This window comes from Streptomyces sp. NPDC060205 (assembly GCF_042728395.1).
GTDB lineage: Bacteria > Actinomycetota > Actinomycetes > Streptomycetales > Streptomycetaceae > Streptomyces.
The window spans coordinates 55,092-72,913 of record NZ_JBHWZP010000005.1; the positions used below are offsets into that span (position 1 = coordinate 55,092).

Below are 17,822 nucleotides of genomic sequence, written 5' to 3' on the forward strand. Positions count from 1 at the left end.
GGGTCGCCTCCCTAGCTTTTCTGTCATGACGGGAACACACAAAGGCACGAGCATCACGCGGCGCCGGGCCCTCGCGGTCACCGGCGGCACGGCCGCGGCCGGCGGTCTCGCGATCGCGGGATACCAGGCCGCCTTCGCCGACGGGACGACCGCCACGGCCGCGGAGACCGCCACGGAGACGGCCTCCGCGAGCGCGTCCGCCACATCCGGCAGCGGCACCTGCGTCCTCATGTCCAGCGTCACCGAAGGCCCGTACTACCTGGACGGCGCCCTCGTCAGGAAGGACATCACCGAGGGCAAGAGCGGTGTCCCGCTGACGCTGCGGATCACCGTGCAGGACACCACGGAGTCCTGCGCCCCGGTCGCCGGCGCGGCCGTGGAGATCTGGCACTGCGACGCCTGGGGCTACTACTCGGGCTACACGACGGCCAACCCCGGCGGCTCCGCGCCCGCCGAGAGCGAGGACGGCTCGACCGCCGACGACAAGACCTATCTGCGGGGCTACCAGGTCGCCAACGCCAACGGGGTCGTCACGTTCGAGACCATCGTCCCCGGCTGGTACACGCCGCGCACCTGCCACATCCACGTGAAGGTGCACACCGGCGGCGAGAAGGAGGACGGCACCTACGAGGGCGGCAAGGTCAACTACACCGGCCAGCTCTTCTTCGACGACGACATCGCCGAGCAGATCTTCGAACTGGAGCCCTACGCCAAGCACTCGGGCACCTGGACCAAGCTCGACGACGACATGGTCTACGACGGCGGGGGCGCCTCCAGCGGCCTGCTCACCCTCAAGCCCGTGCACAAGAAGGACCCCTCCAAGGGCTACAAGGGCTCCATCACCCTCGGGATCGACCCGGACGCCGAGAACACCGGCGCGGGCAGCGGCGGCGGTGGCGGCGGCACGCCCCCGAGCGGCGCTCCGAGCGGTGCCCCCAGCGACGCCCCCAGTGCGTCGGCCTCCTCCTCCGCCTCCTCCTCGTAAGGAGGCCGCGGGCGATGAGCAGCCGTGCGGACGAGACGCTGGCGCGGGCCGCGGTGGCCGCGCTCACCGGGCAGCTGGCGCTGACACCCAAGCCGGGACTGCCCGACCCGCGTGACCTCGGTGCCCGGGTGACCGGTGAGGACCACTGCTCGCTGCGCTGGTCGGCCAGGGCGCTGGAGCCGGGACTCGCGGCGATGGCCGCCGCCGCCCGCCGCACCGGTTCGGCGACCCCCGAACTCCGGGCGGAACTAGGCGCGATCGGGCGCGGCACCGAGCACTCGGTGGCCCTGGCGGGTGGTGGGCACCGCGGAGCACTGTGGGTGCTCGGCCTGCTGGTCGCCGCCGCGGCCCTGGAACCCCGGGCCGCCGGACGGGACCTGACCGCGGCCGCCAAGCGGATCGCGGCCTACTCCGACCGGCGGGCGCCCCGCCGGCCCTCCCGCGGCTCCTCGGTCTCCGCGAAGTACGGAGCGGCCGGCGCCCGGGGCGAGGCGAGAGCCGGCTTCCCCCATGTGCGCCGGGCACTGGACACGCTGGCCGCGGCTCGCCGCGCGGGCGTCCCCGAGCCGAACGCGCGCCTCGACGCCCTGCTGACCGTCATGTCGACGCTCCAGGACACCGAGTTGCTGTACACGGCAGGACCGCACGGTCTGCGGCACGTGCAGGCGGGCGCGCGCGGGGTCGTCGAGGCGGGCAGCACGTCCACCGCTCCGGGCCGCGCCGCCCTGGCGGCGTTCGACGCCGACCTTCACGCGCGCGCGTGGAGCCCCCGCGGAAGCAGCGGGCTGCTCGCGGGGGCCTTGTTCGCGGACTCGCTTCCGGTGAGGGTCAGTTCACCGGTACCGGCTGTTTGAGCGTCGGGTCAGTTCACCGGTAGCGGCCGTTTGAGCGTCGCGTCAGTTGACCGTTACCGGCCGTTTGAGCGTCGGCCCGGGGGCCGGGCTGCCGAACGGGTCAGCGGTCCGGCTCTGGGCGGCCCGGCTCTCCGTCGCCCACCGCACCGCAGGCCCCATCGCGTACGAGGCCGCCAGCGTCAGGGCGCCGAGGAGCAGCCAGCCCGGCGTCCCCCACCCCACGAGCAGTGCCGTCAGCACCAGCGGGCCCAGTGTCCGCGCCACCGTCACGCCCGTACCGAAGAAGCCCTGGTACTCGCCCACCCGGTCGGGCGGGGCGAGGTCGAAGGAGAGCTGCCAGGACCCCGCCGACTGCTGCATCTCGGCGACGACCTGGAGCACCGCGCCGACCGCCAGCACGCCGACCGCCGTCCACGGCGAGACCCCGGCCGACAGGGCGAACACCGCGCACGAGGCCAGCATCACGAGCCCCGAACGCCGTACCGCGCGCGTGGCCGACGCCGTGCCCGTCACCCCGCGGGCCGTCCGCACCTGGAAGAGCATCACCGCACCGGTGTTGAGCACGAACAGCGCGGAGACCACCCAGGTCGGCGCCGCGGTCCGCTCGGCGATCCACAGCGGGATGCCCAGGCTCAGCAACGGCATCCGCAGCAGCAGCACGGTGTTGAGGAGGGCCACGACGGCGTAGGGGCGATCACGCAGCACGCCGGGAGCGTCGCCCCGCCCGGCGACATCCCGGCCTGGCCCCTGATCGACCTCCACGCGCGCGTGCATCTCGTTGCGCAGGTGCGTCCCGTTTCGCGCCGGCGTCCCGTTTCGCTTGTGCGTGCCGTCCACGGTCGGCAGCCGCAGCAGCACCGCCGCGCACAGCAGGAAGCTCACCGCGTCCAGCGCGAACACCCCGAGGTAGGCCGCCCGTGTCCCCGCGTGCAGCGCCAGTCCGCCGAGCCCCGCCCCCACCGCGAGCCCGGCGTTGAGCGTCGACTGGAGGTGCGCGAGCAGCCCCGTGCGCTCCTGGCGGGACACCAGGCCGGCCAGCAGCGCCTGCCGGGCGGCAGCGAGCCCCGACTGCGCGGTCGCGTACGCGCACGCCGCCAGCACGAACGGCACGAAGCCCCGGACGACGAGGAAGGACGCCACGGCGAGGCTCGTGGCCAGCGCCAGGAGCACCGCCGTGCCGCGCGGCCCCCGCCGGTCGGCGAGCCGGCCCAGGGGTACGCCCGCGGCCGAGCCGACCGCCCAGGCGATCGTGAGCCCGAGTCCCACGCGCGCGGGTGCGAGCCCGACGACATGGGTGAAGTAGAGGGCGGAGGTGACGTAGTAGGCGCCGTCCCCGACGGCATTGCTCAACTGGGCCAGGGCCAGGACCCGCTGCGGCCCCGCGGGCGGGATCACATGGTGCGCCCGTACGGATGCCTCGGCTGCCGTTGCTCGGTTGCTCATGGCTAAGACGCTATGGGGGTGATGGACCTCTCGGCAGACCCAATAACTGTGCCGTTCCTTGGCCCAATTCTGGTCCTGCCCAGAACCGGTCCTGCCTCGGGCCCGTCCTGCCTCAGGTCTCGTCCAGCACCTGCCCCAACACTTCCAACGCCTCCGGATAGACCCGCTCCCGAGGCGTCCCGTACCCCACCACCAGCCCCTGGGGCCGCCCGCCGCCCGGCGTGTGCCAGTGCTCGCCGAGGTGGCCCACCGCGAGGCCCTTCTCGGCGGCCCGCGCCAGCACCGCCCTCTCGTCCGCCACCTCGACCAGCGCGTGCAGCCCCGCCGCGATGCCCCGTACGCCCCGCCGCGCGCCCAGCCGGCCGAGGAGCTCGTCCCGGCGCCGCCGGTAGCGCAGCCGGACCGCGCGTACGTGCCGGTCGTAGGCATGGCCGGTGATCAGGTCGGCGAGGGCCAGCTGGCCGATGGACTCGGTGTGGTGGTCGCTGTGCAGTTTGGCGTCGGCGACCGCGTCGACGAGGTGCGGCGGCAGCACCATCCAGCCCAGTCGCAGCGCGGGCCCGAGCGTCTTGGACGCCGTCCCCAGGTAGGCCACCTGCCCGGGTGCCATCCCCTGGAGCGCGCCCACGGGCTGCCGGTCGTAGCGGAACTCCCCGTCGTAGTCGTCCTCGACGATCACCCCTCCACGCGCGCGTGCCCAGTCCGTGAGGGCCCGTCGCCGCTCCGGACGCAGGGTCACCCCGGTCGGGTACTGGTGCGCAGGCGTGACCACGACGGCCGCCGCGTCACCGAGTCCCCGTACGAGGACGCCCCGTTCGTCGACCTCCGCCGGGGTCACCGTCCCGCCGTTGTGCCGCACCACGTCCCGGTGGAAGGGCAGCCCGGGGTCCTCCATGGCGATCGCCCCGCCCTCCAGTACGCGGGTGAGGAGCGCGAGCCCCTGGACGTATCCGGTCGTCACCACGATCCGCTCGGGCGGCGCGATCACCCCGCGCGCCCGGCCCAGGTACTCCGACAGTGCCGTCCGCAGTTCGATCCGGCCGCGCGGATCCCCGTAGTCGTACGCCGCGGAGGGGGCGTTCGCGACCGCCCGGCGCAGTGCCCGCAGCCAGGCCGCCGCCGGAAACGTACCGACGTCCGGACTGCCGGGCCGCAGATCGAAACGGGGCGCACGCGTGCGTGCCGACGTCCTCGGAGCGGCCGCGTCCACGGAGGGCAGCGGGGCGACCTGGGTGCCCGCCCCCTGCCGCGCGGTGAGATAACCCTCGGCGACGAGCTGGTCGTACGCCGCTTTCGCCGTGCCGCGCGAGATCCCGAGCTCGGCGGCGAGCCGCCGGGTCGCGGGCAGCCGTGCCCCGGGAGCCAGTCGCCCGTCCCGGACGGCGTCCCGCAACGCCCGTTCGAGCCCGGCGCGGCGCCCCTCGGAGACGTCGGGTTCGAGATGCAGATCGACACCGACACCGGCCCAGAACGAGTCCACCGACCAGATCTCCTTCCGCCGGGGCCGCGAGGAACCGCGCGGTCTTCTGACTTCAGGGGCGCGGGGAACTGCGCAGTCTTTTGTCTTTGGGGGCGCGGGGAACTGCGCGACCGGCCACAGCGCACCCGCGGACGACGGGAATGGCCGGGCACCCCATCGGTACCCGGCCATCCATGTCGGTTCATGCCACAGCACGGCGCCGACTCATGTCATCGCACATCAGCCCGTGAGCGAAGCCATCCACGCCTCGACCTCGTCCGACCGGCGAGGGAGCCCCGCGGACAGGTTCCGGTTGCCGTCCTGCGTGACGAGGATGTCGTCCTCGATCCGGACGCCGATGCCCCGGTACTCCTCAGGCACGGTCAGGTCGTCCGCCTGGAAGTACAGCCCCGGCTCGACGGTCAGGCACATGCCCGGCTCCAGCGTCGCGTCCACGTACGTCTCCGTCCGCGCGGCCGCGCAGTCGTGGACGTCCATGCCGAGCATGTGACCGGTGCCGTGCAGCGTCCAGCGGCGCTGCAGCCCCAGCTCCAGGACCCGCTCGACCGGACCCTCGACGAGCCCCCACTCGACGAGCTTCTCGGCCAGCACACGCTGGGCGGCGTCGTGGAAGTCCCGGTACTTGGCACCCGGCTGCACGGCCGCGATGCCGGCCTCCTGGGCCTCGTACACGGCGTCGTAGATCTTCTTCTGGATCTCCGAGTACGTGCCGTTGACGGGCAGCGTGCGCGTGACGTCGGCCGTGTAGAGGGTGTGGGTCTCCACGCCCGCGTCCAGCAGGAGCAGGTCCCCGGAGCGCACCGGGCCGTCGTTGCGCACCCAGTGCAGCGTGCACGCGTGCGGTCCGGCGGCGCAGATCGAGCCGTAACCGATGTCGTTGCCCTCGACCCGCGCGCGCAGGAAGAACGTGCCCTCGATGTAGCGCTCGCTGGTCGCCTCGGCGCGGTCCAGGACCTTGACGACGTCCTCGAAGCCGCGCACGGTCGAGTCGACCGCCTTCTGCAGCTCGCCGGCCTCGAACTCGTCCTTGATCAGCCGCGCCTCGGAGAGGAAGACCCGCAGCTCGGCGTCGCGCTCGGCGGTGACCTTGTCGGTGAGCGCCGCCTCGATCCCGGCGTCGTAACCGCGCACGACCCGGACGGGGCCGGTCGCCTCGCGCAGCTTCTCGGGGAGTTCTCGGACGTCCGAGGCGGGGATGCCGTACAGCTGCTCGGCCTCGGTCAGGGAGTGGCGGCGGCCGACCCACAGCTCGCCCTGGCCGGAGAGCCAGAACTCACCGTTCTCGCGGTCGGAGCGCGGCAGCAGGTAGATCGTGGCCTTGTGGCCGTCCGCGACGGGCTCCAGCACGAGGACGCCGTCCTCGGTGAGGCTGCCGGTCAGGTACGCGTACTCGACCGACGCACGGAAGGGGTACTCCGTGTCGTTCGAGCGGGTCTTCAGGTTCCCCGCGGGGACGACCAGGCGCTCGCCCGGGAAGCGCGCGGAGAGCGCGGCACGGCGGGCCGCCGTGTGAGCGGCCTGCGCGATCGGCTCCAGGCCGTGCAGCTCCGTGTCGGCCCAGCCGGACTTCATGCTCTCGGCCAGCTCGTCGGACACGCCCGGATACAGGCCGTTCTTGCGCTGCTTGATGGGCTCTTCTTCATCCGCCTGGTCGGCGGCATCTTCAAGCACGGCTTCCGGGGTCTCCGGAATGAGCGCCTCCGACACGATCTGCCTCCTCGATACGACTCTGGACGCTGTCCATCGTACGGTCGTACGGAAGAGCGCCCAGGGCCGGAAGACCCGATGACGTGCGCCTCACACAGGAGGCGTGCGGCGGGGCGCGCGGCTCATCCGGAGCGGGGCGTGCGGCTCACTCGGAGCGAGGCGAGCGGCTCACTCGAAGCGGGCCGCGAGCAGCACCACGTCCTCGTCGCTGTCGGCGTCGTCGAGGCCGTCCGGCAGCATGGTCCGCAGGACGTGGTCGGCGACGGCGCCCGGGTCCGCCCGCAGCGCCCTGGGCACACTCGCGGCGGCCGCGTGCAGCCGCGAGAAGGCCCGGTCCATGGGATCGCCGGTCCGGTGCAGCAGCCCGTCCGTGTAGAGCAGAACCGTCTCTCCCGGCTCGGCCCGGAACTCCACACTGGGCGCCTCCCAGCAGGCGAGCATCCCCAGGGGGGCCGAGAGCGACGTCTCCACGTACTCGGTGCGCCGCTCGCCGATCACCAGCGGCGGGCTGTGTCCGGCCCCGGCGAGCGTGATCTTGCGCAGCGCCGGCTCGCAGTACGCGAACAGGGCGGTGGCGGAGCGGGCCGGTTCCGTGAGCCGCAGCAGCAGTTCCAGGTCGGACAGCACGGCGACCGGGTCCTCGCCCTCCATCACCGCGTACGCCCGCAGGGAGGCGCGCAGCCGGCCCATCGCGGCGACGGCGCTGGGGCCCGACCCGGTGACCGACCCGACCGCGAGGCCGAGCGCGGCGTCGGGCAGCGGCAGCGCGTCGTACCAGTCGCCGCCGCCGCGCGGCCCCGTGCGGTGCCGGGCGGCGAGCTGCACCCCGGAGACCCGGGGCAGCCGGGAGGGCAGCAGTTCCTCGGAGATGGTCGTGATGCACGCGCGCGTGCGTTCCAGTTCCACCAGGCGGGCCAGGTGCTCGGCCGCGTACGCCGTGTAGAGGCCGACCAGGTGGCGCTGCCGCTCGACCGGCTCGGCCGGCTCGTCGTAGAGCCACACGGCGGCACCGAGACGGCCCGCCGCGTCCGTGGACAGCGGCAGCGCGTAGCTCGCGGCATAACCGAGCCGCGCGGCCACTTCGCGGTGCCGCGGGTCGAGCCCGTCGTCGGAGAGCAGATCGGGCTGGGCGATCTCGCCCTCGCCCCCCGGAAGCCCGTCGAGGATCTTCCCGTACGACGTGGAGCTGCGCGGGACGGTCTCGATGTGCCCGAGATCCGCCCGGGCGAGACCGAGGCCGATCGTGGTGTCCGGGCCGAGGCCGTCGCCCGGTTCCAGCACCACGAGACCGCGCCGGGCGCCCACGAGGGCGGATCCGGCGCGCAGCAGTTCCTGGAGGGCGTCCGCCAGGGAGGCGGTCCGTGCCAGTCGCTCGGTCAGCTCGTGCAGCGTGGTGAGATCGGACACCCAGCCTGCGAGTCTGTCCTGGAGGACGGCGCCCGGGGCGTGTGGGGAAGTGGCCGGTGGGGAACCCGTGGTGGCACGTGTCGGCGCGACAGTGTGTGTGGGTGAGGGAACCGTTGAATCGATTCCGGCCACTTTCGGGAGGTGAGGGGCGTTCATGGTGTCCGGCTTTCCGACCGGTGCGTATTGCTCAATAGCATCGCAAACCCCCATGTCATTCTGCGCCGCTGGCAGTGTCTCCACATGTACACGCACTCGTAAGGGGATGTCCAGCATTGTCCTGCTGGGATTCCTGGTGTCCGTGGGACCGCTACAGAAAGGTAAAGTTGGCTTAAAATAGAGTCTAGTCACGGCGTATTGCGGTCGACTGGCCTAGCTCGACAGAGCGTCACAACGGTCGTGATGGGTACGTACTCGGTGAAGGCCAGGTGTGGTGGGGTTCCTCACGGAACCCTCCCGGAACCTGGCGCCGGACCCGGGCGTCTTAACCACCGACGACCGTGCCCCATCCTCCCGTGGCGGAGGCGGCGAGATATACGCGGGACAGCAAACGCCAGGCGCCGCCACCCCACGCCATGCCCGTGCTTTAGCCAGACGCAGTATGGACGCGGACGCAACCAACGCTCGGCCCATAGGGGTTCCCCTTGTCTCCGACGAGGGTGTGATGCGCCAGTAGGTACGCACAGTGAAGTGATCGACACATGGTGTGATGTGGTTCCTCGGCGTTCAACGGAAAGGAACGAGCGCACATGCGCGAGATCCTCGGAAGGCGACGCAGGCTCCTGTCCAGGCGAAACGACGGGAGGCCTGAGATGCTCAGCGCGGCCCTGACCTTCGCGACCCAATGGCAGTGGCCCGTACTCCCGGGTGTGGCGCCGGACCCGCAGGGGCGGGCCCGATGCGGGTGCCCGGACCCGGAGTGCACGGTGCCAGGTGCCCACCCCTTCGACCCCGGTCTGCTCGCGGCCACCACCGACGAGCGCATGGCGCGCTGGTGGTGGACGAACCGGCCGACGGCCCCGATCATCCTCGCCACCGGAGGAAAGGCCCCGTGCGCGGTGAGCCTGCCGGCCCCGGCCGCGGCCAGGGCGCTGGCCGCCCTCGACCTCAAGGAAATGCGCCTCGGCCCCGTGATCGCGTCCCCGACGCGCTGGGCGCTGCTCGTGAAGCCGTACTCCCTGGAGCAGCTGGGTGAGCTGCTCTACGCCAAGGACTTCGTACCCGGCTCGCTGCGTTTCCACGGCGAGGGCGGTTACGTGGCCCTGCCGCCGTCCGAGACCGGGCAGGGCGGGATCCGCTGGGAGCGGGCTCCGCTGCCGGGCTCGGCCGCCCCCTGGGTGCCCGATGTCGAGGCCGTGGTGGACGCGGTGGTGGAGGCTCTCACTCGTACGGGTGTGAGCGCCCCCGAGTTGTAGGGGACTCGGGCGCGCGGCGAACCGCGCGCCCGCCCTCGCTCGTTATCGTCCCCTTCATGCTGCGTCACTCCGGGGGACGACCCCTGGACTCCCTGTACTCACCGCACTCTCCGCACTCCCCGGACCCCGACCGACCGGATCCCCGAAGAATCCGCCTGGCGATGCTGGCGGTCCTCGTCGTTCTCACGGTCGCGCTGCCGCTGGCGGTGGCCTCCGCGGGGCCGGTGGGTCGCGACGCTCCCGCGTCCTCCTCCGCATCCTCACTGTCGTCCGCACGGGCGTCCGCACCGTCGTCGCTCGGCGACGGCCGTGACGGCGGTGAACGGGATGCCGGTGGCCGGGGCGCCGACAGTCGCAACGCCGACGGCCGTGATGCCGGCGCTTCCGGTTCCGGCGCCTCCGGCTTCGGCGGTTCTCGTTCTGGCGGTTCCGCATCCGGCTCCGGCCCCGGCGGACCCGCAGCCGGCGGTCACGGTTCCGGCGAGGCGCCCGGCTCCGGCCGCGCCGACGGTGGAGCGGCCGACCGGCACCCCTCGGCCTCCGAGCGCTCCCTGACGCTCGGCGTGGGGCTGGCCACCGCCGCCCGCTGCGGACCCGAACTCGCCTCCCCCGACGGCATCGAGGCGCAGACGTGCGTACTGACGCAGGGGCGCGAGACATGGGCGCGTACCTACTACCGCAACGCGACCGGCGACGCCCTCACGTCCGTACTGACGCTTCTGGCGCCCGGCGACCGCACCGTGCGGATGTACTGCGCGGTGGGCGCGGACGACGAGCCGGGGGTGTGCGAGACGCCGCGGCAGCGGACGGTGGGCGACGCTTCGGAGTACTCGGCGGTCGCCGAGTTCGCCGGGTCCGCGGAGGGTGCCGACGCGCCGCTGCTTCTGCGCTCGGGGAGCAACTCGCCTGTGCAGAACGCGCGTTGAGAACTTCACCGTGGGCGGTCCCGGGTCCGGACATGAAAAGACCCGGTTGCTGGCGACGGGGGATGCACCAGCAACCGGGCTATTGGAACGGTAACAAGAGATCGGCGGTTCGCAAATTCGATCTCGGCTATTCAGACACGGATTCGCTTGTCACGACCGGGAGTTGTGACAGGAGTCACCCGCTTTGCGCACCTGTCGCCCGGCTGACCGGTCGGTCAGCCGGGGCCGGGTGTGCGCCGCGCGTCAGCTGAGGGTGACCTGGCGGTTGGTGAGACCGCCGCGCGCCCGGCGCTCGTCCGCGGTCAGCGGCGCGTCCGTGGCCAGCGCGGCGGCGAGCCGCTCGGCGAACTCGGACGCGGGCTTCTCGATGTCCTCGGCCGATACGCCCGTCGGCAGGTCCCAGACCGGGACGGTGAGGCCGTGGGCACGGAAGGAACCGACCAGCCGGGTGCCCTCGCCGAGGCTCGACCGGCCCTCCGCGTGCAGCCGCGCGAGCGCGTCCAGAAGCTGCTCCTCGGGGTGCGGCATGACCCAGCGCAGGTGGTTCTTGTCGGGTGTCTCGCACCAGTACGCGGCGTCGACACCGGCGAGCTTCACCGTCGGGATCGCGGCGGCGTTGGCGCGCTCCAGGGAGGCGGTTACCTCCGTGGCGGCGTTCTGTGCGTCCGGAACCCAGAATTCGAAGCCCGCGTGCACAACTGGCTCGAACGCGCCTTCGGGGTCGAGGAGATCCTGCAGGCGCACTCCGTCGCCCGGGGCGCGGCGGCCCTGCACCGGAGTGCCCGGTTCCGCGGTGAGCGCGCGCTGGAGCGTGTCGGCCAGGTCGCGGCTGATGTCGCCGGACGCCGTGTCGTTCTGCAGGCCGATGAGGACCGAGCCGTCCTCGCGGCGCAGGGCCGGCCAGGCCATCGGCAGCACTGTCGCGAGGGTGACCGAGGGCACGCCCTCCGGAAGGGCCTCCTTCAGGTGCAGCTCGACGGTCGCCGCGGGCACCAGCTCGCGCAGCGCGATCCAGTCGCCCTCGCTCGGCAGGCCCTCGAACGGCCGGTGGACCAGCTCGGTCACGGCGTGCGCGGCGGCGCGTCCGTGACACGCCTTGTAGCGGCGGCCGCTGCCGCAGGGGCAGGGCTCGCGTGCTCCGACAACCGGGACGTGTCCGTCTGTGCCGGCGGCGCGGGCCCCATCCTGCCGCTGCGGCTGCTTGGCCTTCGTCTGGGGTCGCTTCTTGGCCATCGTGGATGTCTCCCGGTTACGGCTCGACTCGTACGGGCGCGAGCCTAGCCGTTCGTACGGGGACCGACGGGACCCTGTGGACAACGTGCCGGGCCGGACGCGGGGCGGCGCTTCGGTTCGTCCCGGAACCAGTACTTCCGTCTGCTTCGGTTCTGTCGGCCGACCCGGGCTGCTCGGCCCGACTTGCCCTGCTGACTCGGCCCGACCTGTTTGGCTGGCTCGGCTCACTCGGCCCGACCTGTCCGGCCGACTTGGCCCGACCTGTCCGGCCGACTTGGCCTGACCTGCCTGATGTGCCCGGCCGGTCCGGCAGGTCCGGCAGGTGCGGTCAGTCCAGGCCGTCGAAGGCGTCCCCGAAGTCCAGGTCGGACATCGCGGACACCGTGGACGCCGCGGGCACCGCCGGGGCCGTGACCCGCGTGGTGAAGTCGCTGCGCCTGCGGACGGCACAGGCGTCCTTGTGTACGACCACCCACACCGTGACCTCACCGCGGGCGTCGTCCCGGACACCCCAGTCGTCGGCCAGCGCCGTGATGATGTTCAGCCCGCGGCCGCCGTGCGCGGTGACCGAGGGCGTGGCCGGAACCGGACGGGTCGGACCACCGCCGTCCGTCACCTCGACGGTGAGTCTGCCGGTCGGTTCGACACGCCACGCGGCCCGGACGTCGCCGTCCCCGGCCAGGGCTTCACCCAGTGGCCTGCCATGACGGCAGGCGTTGCTCAGTAGTTCGGAAAGGATCAGTACGGCATCGTCGATGACCGTTTCCGCCACACCCCCGGTGCGCAGTTGATCGCGCATCCGGTGTCTTGCTTCTCCCACGCCCGCAGGGCCATGGGGTACGGCCATGCTCGACGACGTGGGCACCTCTTGTGCCACCATCAACGCCACCCCCGAGACCTCCTTTGCCCCACGCCACGGTGTGGATGCCCTTCTGGGATGGACCGGAAACCGGCCAATGCACGTGCAGTGACGCACTCGTAACGATCGAACACGGAACGAATGCGCCGGAGCACTCCCTGTAATCGAGTGGCCTGAAATCGCCCTTTTGGCCGAGACGTGACAGCTCGTGGACGGAACGTGCGGGGCCTGTGGGGACCGGGAGATGAGCGGTTTCAGCGGCCCAGCTGGCGCAACACCGCGCGCGGGCGGTTGGTGATGATGGCGTCGACACCGAGTCCGAGGCACAGGTCGACGTCCTCGGAGTCGTTCACCGTCCACACGTGAACCTGGTGACCAGCGCGCTTCAGGCGCTCGATGTACGCCGGATGACTGCGTACGATCCGCATCGACGGACCGGCGATCCGGACTCCCGGCGGCAGCCGCCCGTCGCGCAGCCGGGGCGAGACGAACTGCAGCAGGTAGACCGTCGGCATCGTCGGGGACGCGGCGCGCACGCGCTGCAGCGAGCGCGCCGAGAAGCTCATGACGCTGACCGGCGACTCGGCGGGTGAGGACGGCGCGTCCAGGCCGAAGCGCTTCAGAAGGACCAGCAGACGCTCCTCGACCTGGCCGGCCCAGCGTGTGGGGTGCTTCGTCTCGATGGCGAGCCGCACGGGACGGCCGGCGTCCGCCACGAGTTCGAGCAGGCGCTCCAGTGTCAGGACGGACTGCTGTTCCCAGGAGGGTGGCCGCTGCTGCTCCCAGTCGGGTGCCTCGTCGCGGTTCTTCCAGGAGCCGAAGTCCAGGGCGGCGAGATCCGCGAGTTCCAGGGCGGAGACGGCGCCGCGGCCGTTGGAGGTGCGGTTGACACGGCGGTCGTGGACGCAGACGAGATGCCCGTCCGCGGTCAGCCGTACATCGCACTCCAGGGCGTCGGCCCCGTCCTCGATGGCTTTCTCGTACGCGGCCAGGGTGTGCTCGGGGGCCTCTTCGGAGGCGCCGCGGTGTGCGACGACCTGCGTCGGGTGCTGTCGTGCGTGGGTCACCGCGTCATGGTGCCACCGCGAGTGGGTACGCGTGGGACCGGTGGCGGGAACGATGGCGGGATCGGTGGCGCGGGCCGGGGTGCGGGCCGTGCAGTTGTTTTGTCAGACCTGTCCTATATAAATGAAGATCTCGGAGTCACAGGTGCCGCTTATGGCGCCCTGACGTCCCGTGGGAAAAGCTGACGGCATACAAAAGCACATGCACAGCTGAATCGTGCCGGTTCCCGAACACGCGTGGTGGAGTCCTGAACACACGCGACCGAACGTGACCGGATGCGAACTTACTGAACAGCCGTGGATCGAGAGGAAGAGCTGTGAGCACCGAGAACGAGGGCACTGCAGTACCCCCGGCCCCGTCTGCACCTCCCGTGCCGGTGGATACTCCCGCTGCTTCCGTGCCCCCGGGGCAGCCGGTATCGCCGGGAGCCGGTTCCGCGGCCCCCCACGAGGGCACCGACCGGCCTCAGGGGCCGGGCTCCTTCCCGGGAGACGCGCCGACGGCCACGTTGCCCCCGACGCCTCCCGGGGCTCCCCAGGGCGCCGTTCCCGCTCCGGAAGGGGGCGCCTGGCCGCCTCCTCCGCCGGCCACGCCCGCTTACTCGCACGAGGCAGGCTCCGGCCCGTACGCGGGCGGCGGCGAAGGCGGCTCCGGACCGTACGGAGGCGGGGGCGCGGGCGGATCAGGCCCTTACGGAGGTGGCGGCGACGGCGGTTCCGGTCCCTACGGAGGCGGCGGCGAAAGCAGCTCTGGGGACGTCTGGGGCGCCTCGTACCAACAGCCCGCCCCCAAGCCGAAGTCCGGCGGGCGGGGCGGCCTGGTCGCCGCGGTCCTGGTGGCCGCGCTGATCGCGGGCGGCGTGGGCGGCGGCATCGGCTACTGGGCTGCCGACCGCAACGACGACTCCTCGGGCTCGACGACGGTCTCCTCCTCCGAGAGCGGCGGTGACCTCAAGCGCGACGCGGGCACGGTCGCCAACGTGGCCGCCACTGCGCTGCCGAGCACGGTCACCATCGAGGCCGAGGGCAGCAACGGAGAGGGCGGCACGGGCACCGGCTTCGTCTTCGACAAGCAGGGCCACATCCTCACCAACAACCACGTGGTCGCCGAGGCGGTCGAGAGCGGCAAGCTGTCGGCCACCTTCTCTAACGGCAAGAAGTACGACGCCGAGGTCGTCGGCCACGCCCAGGGTTACGACGTCGCGGTCATCAAGCTCAAGAACGCGCCGGGCAACCTCAAACCGCTGCCGCTCGGCAACTCGGACAAGATCGCGGTCGGCGACTCGACCATCGCGATCGGCGCTCCGTTCGGGCTGTCGAACACGGTGACCACCGGCATCATCAGCGCGAAGAACCGCCCGGTCGCCTCCAGCGACGGCAGCTCCAGCAGCAAGGCCTCGTACATGAGCGCCCTGCAGACCGACGCCTCGATCAACCCGGGCAACTCCGGAGGGCCGCTCCTGGACGCCAAGGGCGCGGTGATCGGCATCAACTCCGCGATCCAGTCCACGGGCGGCGGGCTGGGCGGTACGAGCCAGTCCGGTTCCATCGGCCTGGGCTTCGCGATCCCGATCAACCAGGCGAAGAACGTCGTCCAGCAGCTCATCAAGACCGGCAAGCCCGTCTACCCCGTCATCGGTGCCTCCGTCTCCCTGGAGGAGGGCACGGGCGCGAAGATCACCGAACAGGGCGCCGGCAACTCCGACGCGGTCACGCCGAACGGCCCCGCCGCGAAGGCCGGTCTCAAGCCCGGCGACGTCATCACCAAGCTCGACGACCGGGTGATCGACAGCGGCCCCACCCTCATCGGCGAGATCTGGACCCACCAGCCCGGCGACACCGTCAAGCTCACCTACACCCGCGACGGCAAGCAGCGCACCGCCGAAGTAACCCTGGGCCAGCGCGAGGGCGACAGCTGACCGGTTAGTCTTGTCCCCGCGCCGATCTCTCAGCGGCGCGGGGTGGGTTGCCCGAGCGGCCTAAGGGAACGGTCTTGAAAACCGTCGTCGCAGCGATGTGACCGTGGGTTCAAATCCCACACCCACCGCAGGAGAACGGCCCCTGACCGGGGAGATCGGTCAGGGGCCGTTCCTTTGTTCGCCGTCCGCCGATCACCGTGATCCCCCGTCGGTCACCGGTCGATCGCGCACGCGAGGGGCACGGCAGGGGCACGGGCGGCCCTCTGATCCGTAGCTCTGGGCAGTCCGGTCAGCGACGGTCGTTGCGGTCGTTTCGTGGCCTCTGAGGGGCGGCTGCCGACCTGCGAAGCCTCTGGGGCCGCGGTACCGCGCTGTTGTGCGGCTCGCTTCACCGCCGTCTTCCTTGCGGTGATGATGGTCGAATGGAAGAAGAGCCGCCCGTCCCGCCGCCGGTCGTCCTTGGCATAGATGATCTCCGGCCGCTGCCGTGGACCACGCGGATCGCGCGCAGCAGCGGCGAAGGCGTCAAGCTCCTGCAGGAGCACCGCGACACCTTGATCGATGAACTCTGGCTCGACCATGACCTCGGCGGCGACGACAGCATCCTGCCCGTGGTAACCCTCCTGGAAGAAGCAGCTTTCAACGGGCGGCCGTTCCGAATCGGCATGGTCTACGTACACAGCGCCAACCCCACGGGCGCCGAGACCGTCGTCCGGTCGCTCACACGCTGGAACTACCAGGTCCGACGGGCGACGGCCTAGGCATCCGCTTCGCGGTCCGGCTCGTGCGGGGTAGAGGGGATTGAACCTTTCCGGGCTCTCGGCCAGGCCCGTGCCCTTGGGCGGCTTCAGTGGCGTGCGCTAAGGGCGGTGGTTCGTCATGCGGGATGCCGACGTGATGGTTGAGCGGGCCTCGCGCTCCGTGAGGCCCGTGCGGACCGCTGCGTCGACCAGGGCCTCGGTCAGTTGCGGGCCGAAGCCGTTCTCGTAGGCGCGGCAGGCCGCCCAGAACAGGCGGGTGTTGCGCTGGCCCTCGTGCGCGGCGAGGACGAACTGGACGAGGCCCTGGCCCTGCTGGCCGGGCGTGGCCGCCGTCGGGGTGGTGTGGGCGCGGGGCGGTGGCGTCAGGAGGCGCAGCAGCGACGTCGGGCAGGGGGCGGGCGGCAGCTGAGCGGTGCCCGGAGCCGTGCTGTAGACACCGTGTTCGGTACGGGAGCCGGGGCCCACGAGGTAGCCGCCGGCGCCGCGGATGTCGATGCCCGGAGCCAGCCGGCTCGCGGAGTTGGGGACGACGACGTCGGGCGGGCCGCTCAGCCACAGGTGACGGCCGCCGCTGGGGGTCAGCACGACGACCGTCTCGGGGATCGTGAACAGGTGGCGCAGCGCCAGTTCGCGAAGAGCCGCGGACGAGTCCGTACCCGATTTGGTGTCGAGGTCGACGCCGATCAGGTGGTGGGGTTCCAGGCCGCAGGCGATGCCGTAGCCGGTGGCCCAGGGGGCGGCGGCGAAGAGGGCGCGTATGCGGCGGGGGTCGGTCGAGGCGTCGTACACACCGTGTCCGAAGCGGTCGCACTCGCCGTGGCAGGGCGGTGCCGCCGGGTCGTCGCGGTGGGGTGAGCGCAGCGCGGGGAGCTTGGTCCGGGACAGCGGGATGACGGCCAGTCCGCGTTCGGCGGCTGACAGGGCGTGTGCGAGGGCCAGCGTCGTGGCCTGCCGGTCGATGGTGGCCATGCGTCTATGTTCGTACGAGTGTTCGAAAAAGGGAAGGGGTGGCGGCGGGATGCACCCCTGAGCGGGTGAGTAAACCCACCCAGGGGGATTGGCTGAAAAGGTGACGAAACGCTTCGTCCCTTGCGGTGTATGGGATTGAGCTGCCCGCACCATCCTGAACTGCGGTTTTGGGGGCGCGAAGGTGGTTTATCGACATGTACTCACGCTTGCGAGCGAATAGCGGCTTCCGGGGTGGTTCGCCGGGGATTCGGTGGGCAATTCTGATCTCGCGACGTCGTGAACGAACACCGAGGCGGTCGGCCAACTGCCCCGGAACCAGCCGTACTCAGCCGGTCCTGACCGGCAACCGGTCCCGACCGGTACGTACTTCTCGCTTCTGGAGGAACACACATGGCAAGCATCCGTACCGCCCGCGTTCTCGCCGCCGCGGCAGCCCTGCCGCTCGCCGCCGCCCTCTTCTCGGGAGTGGCAGTGGCCGACAACGGCTCCTTCGCGGACAACGGATCGAACGCCGCGGTGGCGACTGTCGACAGCAGCGGAGTCGGGGGTGACAACTACGGCACCTCGTCCACGACGCAGCAGCAGGCCGTCGGTTCCGGCGCCTCGAACCAGAGCAACACGGCCCAGGTGAACGGTTCCGCGTTCACGGCCATCGACCAGTCGAACGAGAACATCGCCGTCAACTTCACCCACCTCTGGTGAGCAGGCGGCCGCCGGGGACTGGAGACCCCCGACGGCCGTATGCCTCCTTGGTGGGGTGCTTTGTGGGGTGGTAACACGTCTGCGCGGCGGTGCTTCGGCAC

The 17,822-nt window shown here is 71.6% G+C and carries 15 protein-coding genes and 1 tRNA gene; 8 read left to right on the forward strand and 8 right to left on the reverse strand.

The window, feature by feature from the left end; translation table 11 throughout:
* The first annotated feature begins 25 nt into the window (after nucleotides 1–25).
* Both ACFWGJ_RS01665 and ACFWGJ_RS01670 read left to right on the forward strand, forming a co-directional pair.
* Nucleotides 26–985 carry an intradiol ring-cleavage dioxygenase gene (locus ACFWGJ_RS01665; protein ID WP_387320214.1) on the forward strand — a complete coding sequence of 320 codons (960 nt, stop codon included), beginning with the start codon at nucleotides 26–28 and terminating at the stop codon, nucleotides 983–985.
* A 14-nt stretch (nucleotides 986–999) separates the two neighbouring features.
* Nucleotides 1,000–1,839 carry a triphosphoribosyl-dephospho-CoA synthase gene (locus tag ACFWGJ_RS01670; protein WP_387320216.1) on the forward strand — a complete coding sequence of 280 codons (840 nt, stop codon included), beginning with the start codon at nucleotides 1,000–1,002 and terminating at the stop codon, nucleotides 1,837–1,839.
* A gap of 42 nt (nucleotides 1,840–1,881) precedes the next feature.
* On the opposite strand, the gene ACFWGJ_RS01675 is transcribed toward ACFWGJ_RS01670, so the two are convergent.
* The 4 genes from ACFWGJ_RS01675 to ACFWGJ_RS01690 all read right to left on the reverse strand — a co-directional run bounded on the left by ACFWGJ_RS01675 (nucleotide 1,882) and on the right by ACFWGJ_RS01690 (nucleotide 8,149).
* On the reverse strand, nucleotides 1,882–3,282 hold the full coding sequence (locus ACFWGJ_RS01675; RefSeq protein WP_387320217.1) for an MFS transporter: 1,401 nt from the start codon (nucleotides 3,280–3,282) through the stop codon (nucleotides 1,882–1,884).
* A gap of 112 nt (nucleotides 3,283–3,394) precedes the next feature.
* Nucleotides 3,395–4,762: a PLP-dependent aminotransferase family protein gene (locus ACFWGJ_RS01680; RefSeq protein ID WP_387320219.1), complete on the reverse strand. Its 1,368-nt coding sequence runs from the start codon at nucleotides 4,760–4,762 to the stop codon at nucleotides 3,395–3,397.
* A gap of 219 nt (nucleotides 4,763–4,981) precedes the next feature.
* The gene (locus ACFWGJ_RS01685; protein WP_387320220.1) at nucleotides 4,982–6,469 is read right to left on the reverse strand and encodes an aminopeptidase P family protein; all 1,488 of its coding nucleotides are present in this window, start codon (nucleotides 6,467–6,469) and stop codon (nucleotides 4,982–4,984) included.
* Between the two features lie 168 nt (nucleotides 6,470–6,637).
* Entirely contained in the window at nucleotides 6,638–8,149 is a 1,512-nt protein-coding gene (locus ACFWGJ_RS01690; protein ID WP_387320221.1) for a PP2C family protein-serine/threonine phosphatase, read from the reverse strand.
* A gap of 473 nt (nucleotides 8,150–8,622) precedes the next feature.
* Between ACFWGJ_RS01690 and ACFWGJ_RS01695 the strand changes: the two genes are divergently transcribed.
* On the forward strand, nucleotides 8,623–9,288 hold the full coding sequence (locus ACFWGJ_RS01695; protein WP_210881380.1) for a bifunctional DNA primase/polymerase: 666 nt from the start codon (nucleotides 8,623–8,625) through the stop codon (nucleotides 9,286–9,288).
* A 56-nt stretch (nucleotides 9,289–9,344) separates the two neighbouring features.
* Nucleotides 9,345–10,214, forward strand: a complete 870-nt coding sequence (locus tag ACFWGJ_RS01700; RefSeq protein ID WP_387320223.1) for a hypothetical protein — start codon at nucleotides 9,345–9,347, stop codon at nucleotides 10,212–10,214.
* Nucleotides 10,215–10,457: 243 nt separating this feature from the next.
* On the opposite strand, the gene ACFWGJ_RS01705 is transcribed toward ACFWGJ_RS01700, so the two are convergent.
* From ACFWGJ_RS01705 to ACFWGJ_RS01715, 3 genes are all read right to left on the reverse strand, one after another.
* Complete coding sequence (locus tag ACFWGJ_RS01705; protein WP_387320225.1) at nucleotides 10,458–11,447, reverse strand: DUF5926 family protein; 990 nt, start codon at nucleotides 11,445–11,447, stop codon at nucleotides 10,458–10,460.
* A gap of 328 nt (nucleotides 11,448–11,775) precedes the next feature.
* Nucleotides 11,776–12,423: an ATP-binding protein gene (locus ACFWGJ_RS01710; protein ID WP_387320226.1), complete on the reverse strand. Its 648-nt coding sequence runs from the start codon at nucleotides 12,421–12,423 to the stop codon at nucleotides 11,776–11,778.
* A gap of 137 nt (nucleotides 12,424–12,560) precedes the next feature.
* Nucleotides 12,561–13,373 (reverse strand): glycerophosphodiester phosphodiesterase, encoded by an 813-nt coding sequence (locus ACFWGJ_RS01715; RefSeq protein ID WP_387320227.1) that lies wholly within the window; start codon nucleotides 13,371–13,373, stop codon nucleotides 12,561–12,563.
* 314 nt (nucleotides 13,374–13,687) lie between these two features.
* Between ACFWGJ_RS01715 and ACFWGJ_RS01720 the strand changes: the two genes are divergently transcribed.
* The 3 genes from ACFWGJ_RS01720 (at nucleotide 13,688) to ACFWGJ_RS01730 (ending at nucleotide 16,050) form a co-directional block, all read left to right on the forward strand.
* Nucleotides 13,688–15,289 carry a S1C family serine protease gene (locus tag ACFWGJ_RS01720; RefSeq protein WP_387320228.1) on the forward strand — a complete coding sequence of 534 codons (1,602 nt, stop codon included), beginning with the start codon at nucleotides 13,688–13,690 and terminating at the stop codon, nucleotides 15,287–15,289.
* A gap of 41 nt (nucleotides 15,290–15,330) precedes the next feature.
* Nucleotides 15,331–15,417 (forward strand) — tRNA-Ser (locus ACFWGJ_RS01725).
* A 294-nt stretch (nucleotides 15,418–15,711) separates the two neighbouring features.
* Entirely contained in the window at nucleotides 15,712–16,050 is a 339-nt protein-coding gene (locus ACFWGJ_RS01730) for a cyclic-phosphate processing receiver domain-containing protein (protein ID WP_387320229.1), read from the forward strand.
* A gap of 99 nt (nucleotides 16,051–16,149) precedes the next feature.
* Here the strand turns inward: ACFWGJ_RS01730 and ACFWGJ_RS01735 are convergent, their stop codons facing one another.
* Entirely contained in the window at nucleotides 16,150–17,019 is an 870-nt protein-coding gene (locus ACFWGJ_RS01735; RefSeq protein WP_381833561.1) for a bifunctional DNA primase/polymerase, read from the reverse strand.
* Between the two features lie 390 nt (nucleotides 17,020–17,409).
* Between ACFWGJ_RS01735 and ACFWGJ_RS01740 the strand changes: the two genes are divergently transcribed.
* The gene (locus tag ACFWGJ_RS01740) at nucleotides 17,410–17,721 is read left to right on the forward strand and encodes a hypothetical protein (RefSeq protein WP_387320230.1); all 312 of its coding nucleotides are present in this window, start codon (nucleotides 17,410–17,412) and stop codon (nucleotides 17,719–17,721) included.
* The last annotated feature ends 101 nt before the right edge of the window (nucleotides 17,722–17,822 follow it).

Coding starts and splice junctions, on each gene's coding strand:
- ACFWGJ_RS01665 (WP_387320214.1), top strand. CDS start 26: ATGACGGGAACACACAAAGGCACGAGCATCACGCGGCGCCGGGCCCTC.
- ACFWGJ_RS01670 (WP_387320216.1), top strand. CDS start 1,000: ATGAGCAGCCGTGCGGACGAGACGCTGGCGCGGGCCGCGGTGGCCGCG.
- ACFWGJ_RS01675 (WP_387320217.1), bottom strand. CDS start 3,282: ATGAGCAACCGAGCAACGGCAGCCGAGGCATCCGTACGGGCGCACCAT.
- ACFWGJ_RS01690 (WP_387320221.1), bottom strand. CDS start 8,149: ATGCTGGACATCCCCTTACGAGTGCGTGTACATGTGGAGACACTGCCA.
- ACFWGJ_RS01695 (WP_210881380.1), top strand. CDS start 8,623: ATGCGCGAGATCCTCGGAAGGCGACGCAGGCTCCTGTCCAGGCGAAAC.
- ACFWGJ_RS01700 (WP_387320223.1), top strand. CDS start 9,345: ATGCTGCGTCACTCCGGGGGACGACCCCTGGACTCCCTGTACTCACCG.
- ACFWGJ_RS01705 (WP_387320225.1), bottom strand. CDS start 11,447: ATGGCCAAGAAGCGACCCCAGACGAAGGCCAAGCAGCCGCAGCGGCAG.
- ACFWGJ_RS01730 (WP_387320229.1), top strand. CDS start 15,712: ATGGAAGAAGAGCCGCCCGTCCCGCCGCCGGTCGTCCTTGGCATAGAT.
- ACFWGJ_RS01735 (WP_381833561.1), bottom strand. CDS start 17,019: ATGGCCACCATCGACCGGCAGGCCACGACGCTGGCCCTCGCACACGCC.
- ACFWGJ_RS01740 (WP_387320230.1), top strand. CDS start 17,410: ATGGCAAGCATCCGTACCGCCCGCGTTCTCGCCGCCGCGGCAGCCCTG.